This window comes from Sedimentitalea xiamensis (genome assembly GCF_030164465.1).
GTDB lineage: Bacteria > Pseudomonadota > Alphaproteobacteria > Rhodobacterales > Rhodobacteraceae > Sedimentitalea > Sedimentitalea xiamensis.
The window spans coordinates 38291-57100 of the sequence record NZ_JASNJE010000022.1 but is presented as its reverse complement, the minus strand read 5'-3'; the positions used below and the strand labels follow the sequence as shown (position 1 = coordinate 57100).

At 65.3% G+C, this 18810-nt stretch carries 13 protein-coding genes; all 13 read right to left on the bottom strand.

The window, feature by feature from the left end:
- Positions 1–21: 21 nt before the first annotated feature.
- Positions 22–849 (bottom strand): phosphoenolpyruvate hydrolase family protein, encoded by an 828-nt coding sequence (locus tag QO034_RS16165; protein ID WP_284486565.1) that lies wholly within the window; start codon positions 847–849, stop codon positions 22–24.
- Positions 846–3041 (bottom strand): ABC transporter permease, encoded by a 2196-nt coding sequence (locus tag QO034_RS16160; protein WP_284486564.1) that lies wholly within the window; start codon positions 3039–3041, stop codon positions 846–848. Before QO034_RS16160 ends, QO034_RS16165 begins: the two co-directional genes overlap by 4 nt.
- Positions 3034–3831 (bottom strand): ABC transporter ATP-binding protein, encoded by a 798-nt coding sequence (locus QO034_RS16155; protein WP_284486563.1) that lies wholly within the window; start codon positions 3829–3831, stop codon positions 3034–3036. The genes QO034_RS16160 and QO034_RS16155 overlap by 8 nt, the downstream gene beginning before the upstream one ends.
- Positions 3828–4877 carry a branched-chain amino acid ABC transporter permease gene (locus QO034_RS16150; protein ID WP_284486562.1) on the bottom strand — a complete coding sequence of 350 codons (1050 nt, stop codon included), beginning with the start codon at positions 4875–4877 and terminating at the stop codon, positions 3828–3830. The genes QO034_RS16155 and QO034_RS16150 overlap by 4 nt, the downstream gene beginning before the upstream one ends.
- A gap of 3 nt (positions 4878–4880) precedes the next feature.
- The gene (locus QO034_RS16145) at positions 4881–5891 is read right to left on the bottom strand and encodes a branched-chain amino acid ABC transporter permease (protein WP_284486561.1); all 1011 of its coding nucleotides are present in this window, start codon (positions 5889–5891) and stop codon (positions 4881–4883) included.
- 134 nt (positions 5892–6025) lie between these two features.
- Positions 6026–6856, bottom strand: coding sequence for an AraC family transcriptional regulator (locus QO034_RS16140; RefSeq protein ID WP_284486560.1), 831 nt, complete (start codon positions 6854–6856; stop codon positions 6026–6028).
- A 119-nt stretch (positions 6857–6975) separates the two neighbouring features.
- The gene (locus QO034_RS16135; RefSeq protein ID WP_284486559.1) at positions 6976–8016 is read right to left on the bottom strand and encodes an iron-containing alcohol dehydrogenase; all 1041 of its coding nucleotides are present in this window, start codon (positions 8014–8016) and stop codon (positions 6976–6978) included.
- Between the two features lie 101 nt (positions 8017–8117).
- Complete coding sequence (locus tag QO034_RS16130) at positions 8118–9383, bottom strand: ABC transporter substrate-binding protein (protein ID WP_284486558.1); 1266 nt, start codon at positions 9381–9383, stop codon at positions 8118–8120.
- A 185-nt stretch (positions 9384–9568) separates the two neighbouring features.
- The gene (locus tag QO034_RS16125; protein WP_284486557.1) at positions 9569–14128 is read right to left on the bottom strand and encodes an immune inhibitor A domain-containing protein; all 4560 of its coding nucleotides are present in this window, start codon (positions 14126–14128) and stop codon (positions 9569–9571) included.
- A 344-nt stretch (positions 14129–14472) separates the two neighbouring features.
- On the bottom strand, positions 14473–15777 hold the full coding sequence (locus QO034_RS16120; RefSeq protein ID WP_284486556.1) for a TRAP transporter large permease: 1305 nt from the start codon (positions 15775–15777) through the stop codon (positions 14473–14475).
- Positions 15774–16283 (bottom strand): TRAP transporter small permease, encoded by a 510-nt coding sequence (locus tag QO034_RS16115; protein WP_284486555.1) that lies wholly within the window; start codon positions 16281–16283, stop codon positions 15774–15776. The genes QO034_RS16120 and QO034_RS16115 overlap by 4 nt, the downstream gene beginning before the upstream one ends.
- On the bottom strand, positions 16284–17261 hold the full coding sequence (locus QO034_RS16110) for a TRAP transporter substrate-binding protein (protein WP_284486554.1): 978 nt from the start codon (positions 17259–17261) through the stop codon (positions 16284–16286).
- Between the two features lie 116 nt (positions 17262–17377).
- Positions 17378–18787 carry a vanillate/3-O-methylgallate O-demethylase gene (gene ligM, locus QO034_RS16105; protein ID WP_284486553.1) on the bottom strand — a complete coding sequence of 470 codons (1410 nt, stop codon included), beginning with the start codon at positions 18785–18787 and terminating at the stop codon, positions 17378–17380.
- Between the last annotated feature and the right edge of the window lie 23 nt (positions 18788–18810).

Sequence of the window (18810 nt, the reverse complement as noted above, 5' to 3'; positions counted from 1 at the left end):
ATACCCTCTCCGCGACGCGCTTCAGCGGCCCTTGATGGCCTTGAAAGCGCGGGTTTGTTCCGTCAGCGCGACCTCGGTCGGCAGGCGCTCCATCGAGGAAGCGCCGTAGAAGCCGTGGCAATGCGACGTGTTCTTGAGAATGAATTCGGCGTCTTCCGGCATCGCGACCGGGCCGCCATGAACAAGGATCAGAGCGTCCGGCTTGACCTTCAGCGCCGCTTCGGCCCACGCATCGACCAGCGCCGGACAGTCCTTGAGCGTCAGCGCCGTCTCGGCCCCGATGGAGCCACCGGTCGTCAGGCCCAAGTGGCAGACGATGATATCGGCCCCCGCCCCGGCCATCGCCGCCGCCGAGCCTTCGTCAAAGACGTAGGGCGTCGTCAGCAGGTCCTTCTCGCGGGCCAGCCGGATCATGTCGACTTCCAGCCCGTATCCCATCCCCGTCTCTTCGAGGTCGGCGCGAAACGTCCCGTCGATCAGCCCCACGGTCGGGAAATTCTGTACACCGGCGAAACCGATCCGCTTCAGTTCGTCAAGGAACCTGTCCATCAGCCGGAACGGGTCCGTCGCGCAGACGCCCGCCAGAACCGGGGTATTGCGCGCAACCGGCAGCACCTCGGAGGCCATCTCGACCACGATGGCGTTCGCGTCGCCATAGGGCATCAGGCCGGCAAGGCTCCCCCGCCCGGCCATCCGGTAGCGGCCCGAGTTGTAGATCACGATCAGGTCGATCCCGCCCGCCTCCTCGCACTTGGCCGAAAGCCCCGTCCCCGCGCCGCCGCCGACGATGGGCTCGCCCCTTTGCGCCATGTCGCGGAACCGCGCCAATATGCTCTTGCGATCCATCATCGCTGCGCCTCCTTGCGTCTGGTGGGCCGATCCCCGTGGAACTCGCGAAAGGCCGAGACCACGGCGGACGCGAATGCGGGATCGTTGATGTTCTCGGGCCGGCGGATCAGCTTACGCGATGCTGTCTGGCGCACCGTGTCCTCAAGCGCGGTGAACAGCGCATGGCGCGCCTGCGGGTCGTCGAAGGGCTGGCCCGGCGAATCCAGCGCCGAGACCCCGCCCTCGGGCAGGAAGAAGCGCACCGGCGCTTCCATCTCGTTCAGCCGCCCGCCGATCCAGCGGCCCATGCGCGTGCATTCCTCCGCCGTCGTGCGCATCAGCGTCACCTGCGGATTGTGCTCATAAAAGGTCCGTCCCCGGTACTTTTCCGGCACTGTGTCGGGCGCCCCGAAATTCACCATGTCGAGCGCGCCGACCGAGCCGACATAGGGCATCTTTCGCCGGATCACCGCGCCGAACCGGTCCTCGGTCGCCGGAAAGACGCCGCCCATCATCATGTCGCAGATTTCGGTCGTGGTCAGGTCGATCACGCCCACGATCTTGCCGTCGTCGATCAGCGTCTCCATCGCCTGTCCGCCGATCCCCGTGGCGTGAAACACAAGGCAGTCGAAATCCTCCTCCAGCGCCTCGGAGATCTGGCGGATGGCGGGCGTCGTGACGCCGAACATGGTCAGCCCGACGGCCGGTTTCACCGCCCGCCGCGCGGGGGACGCCTGGCGCGCCTTCACCATGCCCACCAGCGCGTTGGCCGCGTTGGCCAGCACCTCCTCGGTGATCACGTTCAGACCCTGCACGTCGGCAACCGAGTGCATCATCGTGATGTCGGAAGGCCCGACATATTGGGACACCTCGCCCGAGGCGACGGTGGACACGATGATTTTCGGCACGCCGACCGGCAGCGCCCGCATCGCCGGGGACACGATCGCCGTCCCACCCGATCCTCCCGCGGACAGCACGCCCATCACGCCGTCCTGCCGCGCCATCCAGCGCGCGAACGCCTGTGTCATGCCGGCGACCGACTGACCCCGGTCGCCGGTGAAAACGCCCGCGGCGCCGCGCGGATGGAACGCCGCGATCTGGTGGGCCGGGATTTCCGCCCCCGAATGGGCGCCGCTGGTCGACAGGTCCACCATCCGCACCGGCAGCCCCGCCGAACGGATCAGATCGCGCATGTAGCGCAGTTCCTCGCCCTTGGTGTCGAGCGTCCCCGCCACCAGGACCACCTGCTCTCCCGGCGCGGCGAGCGGGCGCAGCTCCGCTTCCACCCCGCTCGCGATCGGTGCGCCCGTGGTGAGGACGCGCGCCGCGCGCTCGATCTGCGGCACCGGAACGGGTTGCGACCAGCGGGTCGGCGGCTTCGGGTTCGACAGGTAGACCTTTGTCGGCTGCGGCCCCTTCGGCCGGCCCGCCGCGCCGGCCTCGCCACCCCCGGTCCCCACCGCCGGTTCCGGCGTATCTTCATACGCGTGCCGCCCGACCCCCAGAAGCCGCTGCTGAAGGTCGCGGTCGGCGGCCAGTTCGCGGGCCGGCACCATCCGGTTGATCCGCCCGTTGACCATGATCGCGACTCGATCGGCCACCGCGCAGGCGACACCGATATTCTGCTCGATCACGAGCACGTCCATCTCGCCCTCCGCGGCGAGCGTCAGCAGCATCTCTTCGACCTGGGCGACGATCACCGGCGCAAGACCCTCGGTCGGCTCGTCCATGACGAGCAGTTTCGGATTGCCCATCAGCGCCCGCGCGATGGCAAGCATCTGCTGTTCGCCGCCGGAGAGTTGCGCGCCGCCGTTCCGCTTGCGTTCGGCCAGGCGCGGGAAGGTCGAATAGATGCGCTCCGAACTCCAGGCCCCGCCCTTTTTCTCGACCATCTTCAGATGTTCATCGACGGTCAGCGACCGCCAGAGCCGCCGCCCCTGCGGGACATAGCCGATCCCCATCCGCGCGATCTCGGCGGCCGGGCGCCCCACCAGCGGCTGGCCTGCGAAACTCACCGAGCCGGAGGCGGCGGGCACCAGCCCCATGATCGTCTTGCACAGCGTCGTCTTGCCCATGCCGTTGCGTCCGACAACCGACAGCACCCCGGTCTCAAGCCGAAGATCGACGCCCTGAAGCGCATGGCTCGCGCCGTAATAGACGTTCAGGCCCCGGACTTCGAGCGCGGCGCGGCGGGTGTTCCGGCGCTCATCCATGGCCGTCTCCCAGGTACAGTTCCTGCACCTCCTGGTCGTTCTCGATCTCCTCGGGCGTGCCCTCCTTGAAGATCCGGCCGTTGTGCATCATCGTCACGCTCTCGGCCACGCGGAGCGCCACGTCCATGTCGTGCTCGATGATGATATAGCCGATATGCCCCGGCAGCCCCCTCAGGATCGCGACCAGTTCGGCGCGCTCCGCGGGCGAAAGGCCCGCCGCCGGCTCGTCGAAAAGGATGAAGCGCGGCGCGCCCGCCAACGCCAGCGCGATTTCCAGCTGGCGTTGCTGGCCGTAGCTCAGGTTGGCGACCGCCGTGTCGCGCCACTCGGTCAGGTGCACCGCCTCGACAAGCTCGTCCGCGCGGGTCAGAAGCGCGTCGTCTTCGCGCGGTCTGAGGAACGAGAACCGCCCGCGGGACACCCCCCGGCACGCCAGATAGACATTGTCCGCCACCGTCAGCCCGTTGAAGAGAAGACTGATCTGGTAGGTCCGCCTGAGTCCCCGCCGGATGCGCTCATAGGCGGGGAAGCGCGTCACGTCCTCGCCAAACAGCCGGATGGTGCCGCTGGTCGGCAGGAAGTCCCCGGTGACGCAGTTGAAAAGCGTCGTTTTCCCCGCCCCGTTCGATCCGAGCACCGCCCGCCGCTCGCCCGACTGCACCGTCAGCGTGACGTCCGAGATTGCCGACAGCGCGCCGAACATCTTGGTCACGCCCCTCAGTTCCAGGGCGTTCCCGGAACTGACCGACCCCAGACGGTCAGCGGCGCGGGTATCCTCGACGAGAGTCATGTCTCGCCTCCGGTCAACGGGTCGCGGCTCCGCGCCCGCCGCGCCTGCCAGCGGTCCCAGAGACCCAGAACGCCATCCGGAGAAAAGAAGACAACCGTCAGAAAACCTAGTCCGATCAGTAGCTTGAACCGCTCTCCCGACAGGCCGAAGGCCATCAGCACATCCGGCGAGAAGGTCCTCAGCAGCACGTAGATCAGCGCCCCGATAAACGGCCCGATCGGCCGCGAAATGCCGCCGACAACCGCGATCACCAGAATGTCGATCACCGCCGGAATGCCCGCCGTCCCCGGCGCGATCTGCGCGTTCTGCCAGACGAGGAGGATCCCTCCGATGGCCGCGATCACGCTCGCGAATGTATAGGCCGCGACCCGGTGCGCCGTGACATTGAAGCCGAGCGCCGCCATCCGCCGGGGATTGTCCCGAACCCCCTGCAGGGCCAGGCCGAAAGGCGCGCGCGCGACATAGACAACCGCCAGATAGCAGAGCACCGCACATCCCAGCGACAGGTAGTAGAACGGCATCGGCTGCCGCCAGTCGACACCGAACAGCATCGGCGGCACGACCAGGTTGAACCCGGAATATCCGTTGAAGATCGTGTAGTTCTGCCGTGTGAAATAGAAGAACGCAGCCGCGATCGCGAGGGTGATCATGATGGTGTAGATTCCCTCGGTCCTCACCGCCAATGCGCCGACGATGGTGCCGAAGATGGCGGCGATCACGATGGCGATGGGAATGTAGAGCCACCAGGACAGCCCCATGCTGATCTCGCCCATACCCGAGGTGCCGAATATCGCGACCATGTAGCCGCCCATGGCCGCGACCGACATCTGGATCAGGCTGACCATGCCGCCGTATCCGGCAAGGAACATCATGGAGAGCGCGATCATGCCGAGGATGAAGGTCCAGCCCATGACCTGGAACAGGATGAAATCGTTCACCCAGACCGGCATGGTCAGCAGCACCGCCGCAAGCACCCACCAGGGCGCGGTAATCCGTTCGAACCACCAGGGTTGAGCGACCGTCTTTCCCTGTTCCACCAGCGCCATCGCCTACCCCTGTCCCAACAGGCCCTGCGGCCGGAAGGCGAGCACGGCAGCCATGATGAGGAAGGTGAACACCACCGAATAGGTCGGCGCGTAGACAAGGCCCAGCTGTTCGGAGAGCCCGATGATGAGCGCCCCGATGGCCGCGCCGGGGATCGATCCCATGCCGCCCACGATCACGACGACGAGGCTGGCCAGCAGAAACCGCGTGTCCTCGCCCGGCGACAGCGACTGGAAGGTCCCGCCCACGATCCCCGCGATGCCCGCCAGCCCCGCGCCGAAGGCGAAGACCGCGAGAAAGACATACTGGATGCGCACGCCCGAAGCGGCCAGCATCTCGCGGTCGTCGACGCCCGCGCGCACCAGCATCCCCAGCCGTGTCTTGTTCAGCACCAGCCACATGCCGATTCCGATGACGATGGCGGCAAACAGGATCGCCATCCGCACGGCGGGATACCTGAGATAGCGGATCTCGCCCTCGTCGTTGACGCTGGAGATCACCGGCAGCGACATCGGGCCGGACAGCCAGTCGGGCGAATAGATCGTGTAGGACTGCCCGCCCCAGGCCCAGAGCAGCAGATCGGCGATGACCACGGACAGACCGATCGTCACCATGGTCTGCCGCAACTCCTCTCCCTCCATCCGGCGGAACACCTGGTTCTGAAGCACGATGCCGAGGAGTCCCACGACGATGAAGACGACCGGGAAGGCCAGCAGCCACGACCCGGTCCGCTCCGATATCTCGAAGCCCAGATAGCCGCCCAGCAGATACAGCGAGCCATGCGCGAGGTTGACGTTGCGCATGAGCCCGAAGATCAGGGTGAAGCCCGAGGCGACGAGGAAATAGAGGGCCCCAAGCGTGATGCCGCCGAAGACCGCGTTCAGAAACACCCGTTTCCGGCCAAGCATCTCTTCCAGCCCCGCGGACCAGGGCGCGAATATCAGCCACAGCAGGACCGCCGCGGCAAGCGCGATCAAAAGAGACCATGCGGGATGGCGTTGAATGAAACTCTGCATGTGTCCTGTCCGTAACTTCCCCTGACAAGGGTCTGCCGAGACTAGCGCCCGATACCGGCGGAACAGATACCCGAGCGTCTGATCCTGCGCCGCACGGTCAAAAAATCAGGACCTTGCCCCGGCGCGCGGGCCTCTCAAGCGACGTGGACCGAGCGCCGATAGGCCGATGGCGGCACGACCCCGTTGCTGATGAAGAACCGCGAGAAACTCGCCTGGCTTGAGAAGCCGAGGTCGAACCCGATATTCGCGACCGCTTCCTTGGAGGTCGCCAGCATGTCGATTGCGCGCTCCATCCTGAGTGCGTTGAGGTACAGGTTCGGCGTAAGCCCGATCTGGGCCCGGAAGAGCTTGTAGAAATGCGGCCGCGACAGGCCGACCTCGCGCGCCACACGGTCCAGTTCGATGGCCTCTCCGATACTTTCCTGAAGATACCTGAGCGCCTTTCTGATCCGGAAATCGCGTCGCGGCAGATCCGGGCCGGTGAAATCGGCACCGCGCGGCGTCCATTGCCAGGACTGGTCGAAGGCGAACTGCGTCAGGTCGCAGAGCCTGTCTTCCAGCATCACCTCCTCGCGATCCTCGTCGAGCATGGCCTGTGCGGTCCCGAAGACCAGCCGTTCCAGGTGTTCGGTGACCTCGATCCCGACCCGACCGAAGCAGATCGAGGCCGACGCGCGGCGCGACGCTTCGAGAAACCAGGCCGGACGGATGTAGAGAACCAGGGCAAGAGTCGGCTCGGACGTTTGAATAGGCAGGTAGTGATGTGCTTGCCAGGGGCTGACCGCGACGGCCTGGCCGGCGGCAAGTGGCCAGGGTTGTCCGTTCACCACGACGGCGCCCGACGGACCCTGGACATGGAAGATCAGATGGCCTTCGCGATGACCGTGCGGAACCATGCCGCGATCCATGTTGTAAAGGCAGACACGACCGAAATGCCCGTGAAACACGGCCAGTGAGTCACTCATTTTCTCCTCCCCAGTACTTTTTGTCCCTGGTCCTTGTGGCACGCCGCGCTGTCTCCGAGCGCTTTCCGCCTGCCGATGCTATCCGGAATCTGCGTTTCGGCAAACAAAACGCGAAAGAACTACAGGATCGCACGCATCATCCTTTCGTAGTCAAGGGCGGTCGCATGGCGCGGATTTGTCCGGTTGGCCGGACTCTCCGCCGCCCTGCGGGCGGCGCAGGGCAGCACGTCCGGCCCTATCCCGATCTCCGACAGTCTCAGCGGCAAGCCGATGCGCTCGGCGAGGACCGACAGCCGCTCGGCGGGATCGGCCCGCGCGGGCAGTTCCAGCGCCATGCGGATCAGGTGGAACCTGTCGGAGACCGCCGGCGAATTGAAATTCAGTATCTCCGACAGCAGCGCGCCATGCAGAACGCCGTGGCGCGACCGGCTGACCGCTTCCAGCCCGTGCGACGCCGCCTCGATTCCACCGAATCCCTTTTCCGAGGCAAGGCCCGCGTTCAGCGCCGCGGCCAGCAGTTCCCGTCTCGCGGACAGGTCCGCGCCGTCCTGCACGGCGGCTTCGAGGTGCGCCGCGACCCGCCGCAGCCCGTCGAGCGCGATCCCGTCGGCCGGCGGATTGAACGCCGTGCTCAAGAAACACTCCAGGCAGTGAATCAGCGCATCCATGCCGCCCGCCGCGGTCGCCAGGGGGCCAGCGCCGGTGGTCAGCGTCGCGTCGCAGAGGATCGCGGATGGCAGGCGCGCATGCTGGCCCACCTGCCCGAACGCATCCCGTCCGAGCGGACCGATCCCGATCGTCTCCGTCCGCGTGGGGATCGTGACAAGCGGCAGCAAAGCGCCGCTCACCAGCCGCGCGAGGTCCAGCGCGGCCATCCCTCCGAACCCGAGGATGCCGTCGCAGCCGGCATCCGCCAGAAGCTCGGCCACGCGAAGCCGGTCCGCCCCGGCACCGCCGCCCCGCCCTGCAATGAAGATGGTATGATCGACGTCCGGCGGCAGCGTGCAGACAACGCGATCGAGCCCGTCGCTGTCCGCCTCCTCTTCATCGGTCACGATAAGAGCGCGCGCGATCCCGTGGCGCGACAGTTCCTCGGCGAGAGCGTCCTCAAGGACGCGATCGGCGAAGTGAACCCTGGTGAGATAGCAGATGAGAGACACGTGTCACCCGGCGTCAAACCCCGTGGCCCGGAGAACGCGCACGATCCCTCCGGAACCTGCGCGGGGCCCGCCGCCGGGCCCCGCCCGTTCCTGCGGCAATCTCAGCCGCCGCTGGCAAGAGCCGCGCAGTCCGGCGTGTCACGCGATGGCAGACCCATTGCGGTGAACTCCTCCACCGTCATGCCCAGCGTCTGGTTCACGTTCTCGGCCTTGCCGACCATCACGTTCTTCAGCCCGCCCTGCCCGTCGTCCTGCACCTCGTTGATGAAGACCGTGCCGGTCGCCTGACGGTTCTCGTTCAGCGATACGGGGCCGAGCGGCGTGTCGAGCGGATCATCGGCGAGGGCTTCGCGGAATTTCGCCTGTCCGCCGGACAGATCGCCGTCGATCTCGTTCAGCGCATCGATCGCCGCCAGCGCGGCCACGTAGTAACCGACGCCGAAAAGCGACGGCGACGGGAAACGCTCGCCTTCCGGGAAGGCCTCCTGATAGGCGGCGACATATTCCCGCCAGGCCGGATCGGGGTTGTCTTCCGCCAGCGCACCCGAGGTCGGGGTTCCGATCAGCGCGTCCTTCGCCCGCCCGCGCGAGGTCAGAACCGTCTGGTCGGCCATGATCGTCCCGCCGATCAGGTTGGTCTCGGCACCGGCCTGATTGTACTGGTTCAGGAAGTTGATCGCATCCGTGCCGCCGACTCCCAGATAGATGGCGTCCACGTCATCCGGCAGTGCCGCGATCACGCCGCCGAAGTCGGACGAGCCGAGCGGAACCCAGAAGCGTTCCACGATCTCGCCGCCCGCGCGACAGAAGTCGACCGCGAAGCCCAGGAAGTTGGTGTAGCCGAAGGAATAGTCGGCCGCGACGGTTGCGACCCGGTTCCAGCCCTTCTCTTTCACCACATAGGTGCCGAGCCCGGCGCCCCACTGCGCGCCGTCGAGGTTGAAGCGGAAGAAGTTCTCCGCCGGATCCACCCAGGTCGTCTCGAGCGCGCCGGAGATCCCGTTGATGACCGTCTTGTCCGGGATCGTCTTCGCATAGTCGCGCATCGCGATGCCTTCGGAGCCCGAAAGCGGTCCGAGGATGATGTCGACCCCATCCTGTTCGATCAGTTTGCGCGCCTGCCGAACGGTGGTGTCGGGCGTCGTGTCGGTCGGTGCGACGACCGTCTCGATCTTCTTGCCGCCGGCCATTCCGCCGGCCTGCTGGATCGCGAGTTCGACGTTGCGCACGCCATCTGCGCCGCCCTCGGCGAAGGCGCCTTCCAGCGCCACGAGAATGCCGAGCTTGACCGTGTCATCCTGAGCCATGGCCGCTGCCGGAAGCAAGAGCGCTCCAACGGAAACCGAGGCAATCAATGCCTTCTTCATGTGAGTCCTCCCAAATCAGTCGCAGGCGATCGTCCTCCGATCCATCGCCCCAAACGCCTGCATGCCGGGGCGCGTCGCCGACTGCAGGAGTGTAGGACGATCCGCGACACAGCAGGACGCCCGGACGTTGGGCGTCATACCCCACTGTCTGATTTTTCCCGACGGGAAGTGCCGCGGAACGCCGGTCATTCGATGAAGGCCTGTTTCAGCGTGAGTTCGTTCGACACGGACGATCCCAGCCGGTCGGTGCGATCGAACCACGCCTGGGCGATCACGGTCTTGCCCTGTTCCTGCGTGATATCCAACGCGAAGCTGCCATCCGCCGCGATCTGCGCGGCTCGCCAGAGAACCTGTCCGCCGGGCCCGTCGATCTGGAGCCGGATGCGCGCCAGCAAGGGCATGTCCTCGGTCAGATCGAGCGCCGTGTCGGTGAGCGGCTGCATCAACCCGTTCAGCGCCAGCCTTCCGTGCACCCAATAGCCCTGGAGCAGTTCGATCCGCGTCTTGAACCGCGGGCGGACGTGGTAGAAACAGCTGCCCCAGCGGGCGTCCGCCTCGCCCCCGCGGCGCCAGGCGGTCAGCAGGAACCCGCTGTCATTGTCGCAGCCGGGCCGGATCACGGTGTGATCCAGTTCCAGGGTGCAGGTGAAGACCCGTGCCTCGTCCTTGGGAATCGCCCATTCCCGCGGGCTGATCGTCAGCTTCATGCCGTCTCGCAGCCCTTCGGGCACCAATGCCGCGATCTCGGTCTGGTTCCGATCATTGTGCACCTGCATCGGAAAGGTGATCGCGTCAAAGGGCGAGCCGGAATAGGCTTCGAAATCGAACACGTTCTGCTGCGCCACATTGTTCTGCAGCTTCACGTCATCCGAGGACAGGGCCACCGTGTCGCCCGTCGCCGGATCGATCTCGTCGGGGATCTCCCAGTCGATGATCTCCATGCGCATGCATTGGTGTTCGTTGATCGAGGAATCCACGTCCCAGTTGAACACCGCCAGTTCGTTATCCCCGTCCTGCACCACCGGAATGGTCCTGGTGCCGCGATCGATCCAGCGGCCGTCATCCCCGGCGCCGGGCGGATCGCAGACAAACCAGCGCACCTTGACGTTCTCGGCGCGGGAATTGCCGGCATTGTGCACCCGCGCGACCACATAATGCCGCTCTGTCCCGCTGCTGGGAAAGCGCACGGTTTCGCCCTGGTCGGTGGGCATTCCCACCGGGTATTCCCGCGGCACCGAGGGATCGGCATTGTCCCCGGCCCAGTCCACCCAGATGTCCGGGCTTTTCCAACTGGGCACGTGATCCTGGAAATGCAGGTCGATATATTCCGCCTGCTCGCGTTCGACGCGCACCCGCCAGACCGGGATCGAACCGCGCACCGTCACCTGTTCCATGACGCGCGCGATGGTTCCCTTGATCGGGAATTCTGGCCCGCTTGCGAAATCCCAGACATCGCCGACGTTGCGCAACTCGGTGCCTTCGTTCAGCCGGTGGGCGCTGCGCCGGTAAAGACCGTTCACCGCCCATTCGCGGTCGCTGTCCGGGTCCAGCCCGTTGGTGGCATAGATCGTCGGCTGCGGGCTGAGGCTCTGGCTGAAATTGTCGCCTCGTGCGCGGAGTTCCAGGAACGCGGTGACCCCGCCATCCGAACCCAGGTTCAGTTTCATCAGCTGGCCGATCTCGACGCTGCCGCCCACCGTATCGCGCACGTCCTGGCGCATCGCGTTGTCCCAGAACTCGACAGGGACCAGCCAGGCATCCGTGATCAGCGTATCGTCCGGCACCGGCAGGTCGACGAACACCGTCCGGTTCACGTTTCCATCCGGATCGTCGGGTATCCAGCCCAGCGACCATTTCGACCAGCCGCAGAAATGATGAAAATTGCTGTTGCCGCCCGCCATCATCGCATAGCGATCGACGTAGAGCACGTCGTCGCGATAGCCGTTTGCCGAATAGAGATCCGGCAATCCCAACGCGTGTCCCAACTCGTGCGCCATCACACCGGTGGCGGCGTTCATGTCGGCCGAGGCGATATTGGTGAAATTCTGCCCGGTGATCGCGCTGGCGCCGAACTGCACCGGATCCTCGCCTCCCGGGGGCGCCTTGTCGGTGGCGTGATGGGTGCGCTTGTACATGCGCTTTGATCCGAAGCCCGTGGGGTCGTCGCAGTTCCAGGCGTCACCCGCCGGGATGCCGGCATGGGGCGCGCCGATATGGGTGATCATCATCACGTCAAAGCCGGAGAACATCGCCGCCACCACGGCCCGGTTCCATGCGCCCGAGTCGCGGATATGCTGACAGGCGGCGGTGAACGTGTCGTCCGCAAGATCGATGGCATGGCGCAGCGCATTGCTGTCGTTCGGATGACACTCCGAGCCAGGATCGGGCTGGGCATTGTTCCAGCCGGTGCCGGACAGGCCGGAAGAGGATTGCACCTCCATCTCGGCCTGCTGCCCGCCGAAATTGACAGTGAAACTGACCGTCACGTCGATTTCCTGCGCCGCCCCGTCAAAGTCGGCGCCGACGGTAGTTTCGAAATAGGCCGCCGTGCCCCCGATCCCTTCACCGGCATCGACCTGCGCGGCCCGCAGGCATTCGGAGATGTAATCCGATACCCGACCGGTGCTGTCCATGACGCCGGGGGTATCGCCCGATGGTGTCAGCCCGATTGCCGTCAGCGTCGCTCCGGTTGCACTCGTGACCGCGATCCGGCCCTTCTGGGACGCACCACCCATCGCTTGGGCGCGGAACTGGCCCTGCAACCGCCCGAACTCGGTTGCGTTGGTTGACGTGCGCTCGCGCCGATAGACCACGTCCTGGATCAGCACCGGGTCGCCGGGCAAAGCCCCTTCGGCGGCGCGGATCGCCGCGGTGACATGGGCGGCGAGCGCATCCAGGAAGGCCGCGTGATCATCGGCCTGGTTCAGCGTCAGGTTCAGTGCGCCGAAATTCAGCGTGAGGGTATGGCTGTCCCCGGTCTGGGTCTGCACCTCGAGTTCTGCGGTCTCGGTGCCGTCGAAATCAATCGTCACGGGGTAGCTGGCGAAACTCCGGTCGGTCCACATCGCCGCGAAGGGAATGTCATATTCATTCTCGGCCCCGGCGCGTGGATGGGTCTTGATCCGCAGCATTTCGGTGCCGTCGAAGACAACCGGATCACTCCAGTCCGCCGGCATCACCGCCCTGAGCCCGCCGCCCCGGTACGGGTCCCACCAGTAATCCGCCACCGGCTGCGGTAACACCAGCGGTTTGCGTGCCCCGCCGATATCGTAACCGAAGGTGGTGAACTGATACTCCGCCTCGCCGAAGCTGCATTCATCGTAGTAATCGTTGATACGGTCGAACGCCTTGGCCTCGATCTGCGCCATCAGCTTGGTCATGTTGGCGTCGCCATAGGTCTGGCCGTTGTCGACCACCGGGAACAGGCAGACCTTGATCACCGGGTTGGCCTGTGCCGGCGCGTCCGTGTGGCCCCAATAGGTCACCGTCTTGGGCTTGGGCATCGGCACCAGCGAGAACCCGTCCGGCAGGGCGGGTTTCAGACTGGCGACGAAATCAGTCAGCTCCAGAACCTCGACACGTCCGGTACGCGGCATCCGGATCAGCATGTTCTGGCTGTGGGTCCGGCCGGTATCCAGGTCGGCCCCGCCCCGGTCGAGCCGGCGTTCGGCGAGCACGTTCATCCGGGCATCCAGCACGGCCATCCGGGTGCCGCTGCGGGCGGTGGCGACAACGTGCGTGCCTACGCGCGCCAGACGGTAGACGGTAAAGCCCAGTTTCGCCCGGTGCCGATCATCGCAGGGTTCGTCATCGCCCGGGCCTCCGCCGCCGTCTCCGTCGGACCCGCCGCCATCCGGCCGACCGCAGTCGCAATCGCAACCGCATCGCTTCAGAAGAGTCCGCAGGGCATAGCACAGCCGCGCCAGCGGATCGGCGACCCGCGCCGCAACCTCGGGTATCGCGCTGGCGCGCAGATCGAGCTTCTGCACCTGACCACCCTTCATGGCCAGCACCAGGTGGGTGCCGTTCAGCACGGTTGCCGCCGTCACCCGCTCGACCTCGAAGGCATGGACCTCGGGCGCGTTTGTTACGCTGTCTTCGCCGAGCAGCACCAACCGCACCTCGCCCTTGGACCAGCCAAGAAGGATATCGTGCCGGTCCGCGTCCAGGGCCGTCAGGTCGAGATCAAGCGCCAGACGTCCCAGCTTGGCGATCTGCCGCGACCGGCGGTCCAGCCCCCAGAGCGCCAGTTTGCCCTCCGTACCGGTCATCAGGATCAACCGCTTGCGCAGCGCCACCACCTGCCGGATCGGCGCCTTGATCTCCGGCGCCAGGCGCTCGAACCGCGCCCCGCGGTCGAGATCACCGCCGTCGCCTCTGAAATCGCAGCGATGGATCCGCCCTTTGGCATCGAGCGCATAGATGGAGAAGGGTTCTCGCCGGCCCCCGGCGATCAGGCGTTCCGCCAATTGTCCCAGCTTGGCGCGGGCCACCGGCCTGGCGCGGTCATCACCGAACGTGTCGAACCGGTAGACATCGACGACATTGCTCCTCGCTACTGCCACGAACTCATCATCCGGACCGAACAGGGCCAGCGGCTCGGTGTTCGGGGTGGGTTTTTCGTCCTTCTCCGGACGGCGGGGCTGCCGTGATCCATCGTCCGGCACGGGCTTGCGCGGCTTTGTCACGATGCTCCTGTAGCCCGGTTGCGTTGTGTAAAGGGTTTTCCTGGTGTCTTCGGCCATGATGAATGTCCTTTTACTGAAATCCTGACGGCCCGACTGCGGGATCTGATCCGGCGCGCGCCTCGTGTGAAAGGTTTCATCCGCCCGGATCGACCGTCCTCTGCCGGGTCCCCCGCAGGGCGCCCATTCCGCCGCTGTCGTTCTGCGGGATCGCAGGCCATGCTTGTCGCGGCGCCACAACGGCTTGCATCCAGTCTACCAGATTCTCCGCGCGATTGCAGTTTCGTTCGGGGCACTGGCCGTGGAGGGTCAGATATCAGCCCTCAGGACGCGAAGCCGGTTGTGGGACTTGCGGAACCGCCTTGCGATGTAGTCTTGGCCGCATCGCGTATCGTCAACGGACGTCAGTTGAACATCGTGTCCGGCAGGATCAGGCTGATCTGCGGAAATGCGATGAGGGTCGCCAATGTCACGATCATCGCGAGCCAGAACGGCAGGACGCCGCGGAAGATCTGCCCGAGCTCGACGCCCGGCGCAACGGATTTCACGATGAAGACATTGATCCCCACGGGCGGCGAAATCAGGCCCATTTCCAGCGTGAGCACCACGAGAACGCCGAACCAGATCGGGTCGATACCCAGTTCCACGATGACCGGAAAGAAGATCGGCAGCGTCAGCACGAGCATGGCGAAACCTTCGAGGAAACAGCCCAGCACCATGTAGACGAAAAGGATAGCGATCAGCGTTCCTGTGACCCCCAGGTCGAGCGCGGCCAGAAATTCGCCCACGAAGGACGGCACGTGGCTGAGGGCGAGGAAAGGGTTGATCATATGGGCCGCGATCAGGATGAGCATCACCGTGGCGGTCGTCACGATGCTGTCCTTGCAGGCCGCCCAGAACGCGCGCGGCCCCAATTTCCCGATCGCGATGCCATAGATGATCACGAATCCCGCGCCGACGCCCGCGGCCTCGGTGGGTGAAAAGAAACCGGCGTAGATACCGCCGATCGTCAGCATGATCACGGTCAGGATCGGCGCCGCGCCCAGCATCGCGCGGCGTTTCTGCGCCATGGTCGTGGATGGTCCGGCGGGGCCGAAGGCGGGTCTGAGCCAACACATCAGGGTGATCGTCAGGACGAATGCCGCCAAGAGCAGCAGGCCCGGCAGAACCCCCGCGAGGAACAGGCGCCCGATGCTTTGCTCGGTCAGGATCGCGTAGATCACGAAGCCGGTCGATGGCGGGATCAGGATGCCCAGCGTGCCGCCCGCCGCGACGACGCCGGTGGACAGGCGCGGATCGTATTCGAAACGCTCCATCTCTGCGAGGCTGACCTTGCCCATGGTGAGAGCGGAGGCCACGGACGATCCGGACAGGGCCGCGAAGCCGCCGCAGCCGATCACCGTGGCGCTGGCCAGGCCGCCCCTGATCTGGCCGATGAGGGCATAGGCCGCATCGTAGAGTTGCCGGCTCATGCCGGTGTGGCTCGCCACGTTGCCCATCAGGATGAAGAGCGGGATGATGACCAGTTCCGGGTTGGACGCCAGGGTGAATGTCTCTGACCCGAGAAGCCCCATGGCCGCGTTCCAGCCATTGAGGATCCAGATCCCGATGAACCCGACAAGGAACATCGCGAAAGCCACCGGCACCCGCAGCATCAGCAGGGCCAGAAGGATGGCGATGCCCGCGACCCCGAAGGCGCCCGCGCTCATGGGCCGGTTCTTTCGTGCCGCACATCGCGTCCGGACAGCGCCAGTTCCGCCGCGCGCAGCGCCATGCCGAAGGCCGTGACCAGCGCGAGCGCGCTGAGCGCCCATTGGAACCATGCCTTGGGCAGCTGAAGCAGATTGGTCGACAGGTTCAGCATCCGGGACAGTTTCGCGCTTTCCCAGATCGCCCAGGCGATGAACACGAAGATCACCGCGCCCAGCAGGGCAGAGCCGATGTCAATGGCGCGATTGACGATCCGGGGAAAGTTCCGTTCCAGCAGGTCGACCGAGATGTGGCCGCCCTGCCGGTCGCACAGGGCCATCCCGCCGAACACGAGAATGACCATGGTCATCGTGACCAGATCCTGCGAACCGAACAGCGGATGGCCGAATGCGCGCCCGATCACGTCGACCAGGATCACGACAATTTCCACCAGCAGGCCGATCACGCCAAGCGCGGCGGACAGGCCGGTCAGCCCGTCCGCCAGCTTCCGCAGGGTCGCAAGCACCTATTCGCCCCGCATCGCCGCCAGCGCAGCTTCGCCGCCGACATCGGAGACATAGCCGTCGACCACCTCGGCAACCGCCTCCGCGAACGCCTGCGCCTCTGTTTCGGAAAGATCGATTACCGTGTTGTCACCGGAGTCCCGTGCCGCCTGAAGCGCCGCGTCGGCGGTGGCGTTCCAGGAGGTTTCTGCCGATTCCGAGACCGCGGCGCGCAGCCCGAGCAGAGCAGTCTGCTGATCTTCGGTCAGGCTGTCGAACGCGCCCTGGTTCATGACCGTGTAGAACGCCAGCCGGCCCAGGTTGGCGCCAAGAGTGTAGGAATTGGCCACCTCGTCCAGCTTGAAGTCCGACAGGGTCGATGCGCCGGTTATCACACCGTCGATCAGGCCGGTCTGCAAGGCATTGTAGACCTGGTTGATCGGCATCTGCACCGGCGTCGCCCCCAGCGCCTCGGCAACCTGCGCGGCGGTGGCCCCGGCGACCCGCACCTTGAGGCCGGCCAGGTCGGCGGGCGTCCGGATTTCGGCATCCTTCATGATGAAGATGTTGGGTTCCGACGTCCAGAGCGCGATCGCCACGGTGCCGGGGAATTCGGAGGCCAGGTGGTCGTCAAAAGCCTTCCAGAGCGCCTCGTAGCCGCTCGATCCGAGCGGGATCGCGTCGGGCAGTTCGACGATCATCGTCTTTTCGAACTGCGACGAGGTGTAGCCGGGAAGGCCCCATCCCAGATCCGCCACGCCCTGCACGACGCGGACATATTGTTCGACCGGACCCGCGCCCAGTTCGCCGCCATGATAGCCGCGCACCGTGACCGCGCCGCCGGTCGCCGCCGCGAGATCGGCGTTCAGTTTTTCGATCACGCTGGCGTTGATCGTGTGAAACGGCGGCGTGAAATTGGCGAATTTCAGTTCCTGGGCCACGACCGGAGCGGCCATGGCGCCCGCCAGGATGGCCCCCGTGAACAGATGGGTCATTTTCATTTGGATCCTCCCTTTTTCATGAAGCATGCGCCTTGCACGCGCCTGACCATGGCCAACGCGACAACCTTCGCGCTGGCCATGGCGTATTCATCCTGTCCGCCGGAACATCGGAATACCTAGTCCGACGCCTTGTTCCGCCAGCTTTCCGCGTAGTTCTCGCGGGCTTCCCTGGAATAGGGCGTGGGCGACACGCGCACGCGGATATCGGCCTGCTTGTGCGGCTCCTTGCTGGTCTTGGCCGTGACGTCCGGTTCGCCCCATTTCAAAGTCAGCACGTCGCCGATCTTGACCTCCGTGGCGACGACGCCAAGGCTCAGGACGCTGCGTTCGTTCCAGCTGTAGCCGTTGAACATGGACATGCCGACCATCTTGCCGGTCTCGTCACAGATCATGTCGGCGCTGGAGGATGCGTAGTTCGGCTGCGGGAAATCGATCCATTTGTAAGGGGTACCGCCGTCAAAGGCGCTCGCGATGACCTTCAGCACGTCGTCACGGTTCCATTCGAACGTGACCTTCTTGCGCCTGACCCCTTCGGCTTTCATCTTTTCGAGCGCGGCCTTGCCGACGAAATCGTCCTTTTTCCAGCCGATGTAGAAATCATACCCCAGTTCGAACGGGTTGACGTAGTAATCCTCGATATCGTCGGAGACGAAACTGCCGCCGATCGCGCCCGCCGCCTCGTACATGTCCGCGCCCAGCCAGTCGCGGTAGTCGGCCAGCATTCCGTCGCCGGAATAGATGCCGGGCAGCGGCGAGGGTATCCAGCCGGATTCCAGCGTATTGGTCGAATAGGCCCGGCTGCCGCATTGCACGATGTCCACGCCCGCCTCCCTGGCCGATTCCAGGACGACCGACTGGATATAGTCCTTGTCCCTGTAGGGCCCCCAGATCTCCAGGCCCGGCGCGCCGGACATGCCGTGACGCAGCGCCTGCACTTTCTTTGACCCGACATTGATCTTGTCCACGTGGAAGAACAGGATGTCCGGGATCGGCCCGCCGTTCATTTTCTCGAAAATCCTGTAGGCCTCGGGCCCCTGGATCTGAAAGCGGTAATGCTCGCGCAGCACGCGTTCCCCTTCGGGGCGCGAAGGGCTGCGCGGATCATAGCGCAGACGCACGTTCCAACGGCCCCAAGCGGCCGCGAACATCAGCCAGTTGGAGGTCGGCGCCCGTCCGACCAGAATGTACTTGTCGTCCCGCTCGCGAAAGATGATGTGGTCGCCGATCACGTGGCCGTTCGGCGTGACGGGCACGAAATGTTTCGCCCGGTTCAGGTCGAAATTCGCAAAGCTGTTGATGCCGTGATGGCTGAGAAACTCCGTCGCCTGCGGGCCTTCGACGATCAGTTCGTCCATGTGGTGCGTCTGGTCGAACAGCACCGCGCTGTCGCGCCAGGCCGCCTGTTCGCTCCGCCAGTTGCGGAACTCGGGCGTCACCACCGGATAGACATACATCCCCGCCCTGGAGTTTCGCAACATCTCCACCGGGGTCTTCCATTCCTTCATCACGTCGCTGAGACTGGGCATGGTCGGCTTCTCTCCTCTGTAAA

Coding starts and splice junctions, on each gene's coding strand:
- QO034_RS16165 (WP_284486565.1), bottom strand. CDS start 849: ATGATGGATCGCAAGAGCATATTGGCGCGGTTCCGCGACATGGCGCAA.
- QO034_RS16160 (WP_284486564.1), bottom strand. CDS start 3,041: ATGGATGAGCGCCGGAACACCCGCCGCGCCGCGCTCGAAGTCCGGGGC.
- QO034_RS16155 (WP_284486563.1), bottom strand. CDS start 3,831: ATGACTCTCGTCGAGGATACCCGCGCCGCTGACCGTCTGGGGTCGGTC.
- QO034_RS16150 (WP_284486562.1), bottom strand. CDS start 4,877: ATGGCGCTGGTGGAACAGGGAAAGACGGTCGCTCAACCCTGGTGGTTC.
- QO034_RS16145 (WP_284486561.1), bottom strand. CDS start 5,891: ATGCAGAGTTTCATTCAACGCCATCCCGCATGGTCTCTTTTGATCGCG.
- QO034_RS16140 (WP_284486560.1), bottom strand. CDS start 6,856: ATGAGTGACTCACTGGCCGTGTTTCACGGGCATTTCGGTCGTGTCTGC.
- QO034_RS16130 (WP_284486558.1), bottom strand. CDS start 9,383: ATGAAGAAGGCATTGATTGCCTCGGTTTCCGTTGGAGCGCTCTTGCTT.
- QO034_RS16125 (WP_284486557.1), bottom strand. CDS start 14,128: ATGGCCGAAGACACCAGGAAAACCCTTTACACAACGCAACCGGGCTAC.
- QO034_RS16120 (WP_284486556.1), bottom strand. CDS start 15,777: ATGAGCGCGGGCGCCTTCGGGGTCGCGGGCATCGCCATCCTTCTGGCC.
- QO034_RS16110 (WP_284486554.1), bottom strand. CDS start 17,261: ATGAAAATGACCCATCTGTTCACGGGGGCCATCCTGGCGGGCGCCATG.
- ligM (WP_284486553.1), bottom strand. CDS start 18,787: ATGCCCAGTCTCAGCGACGTGATGAAGGAATGGAAGACCCCGGTGGAG.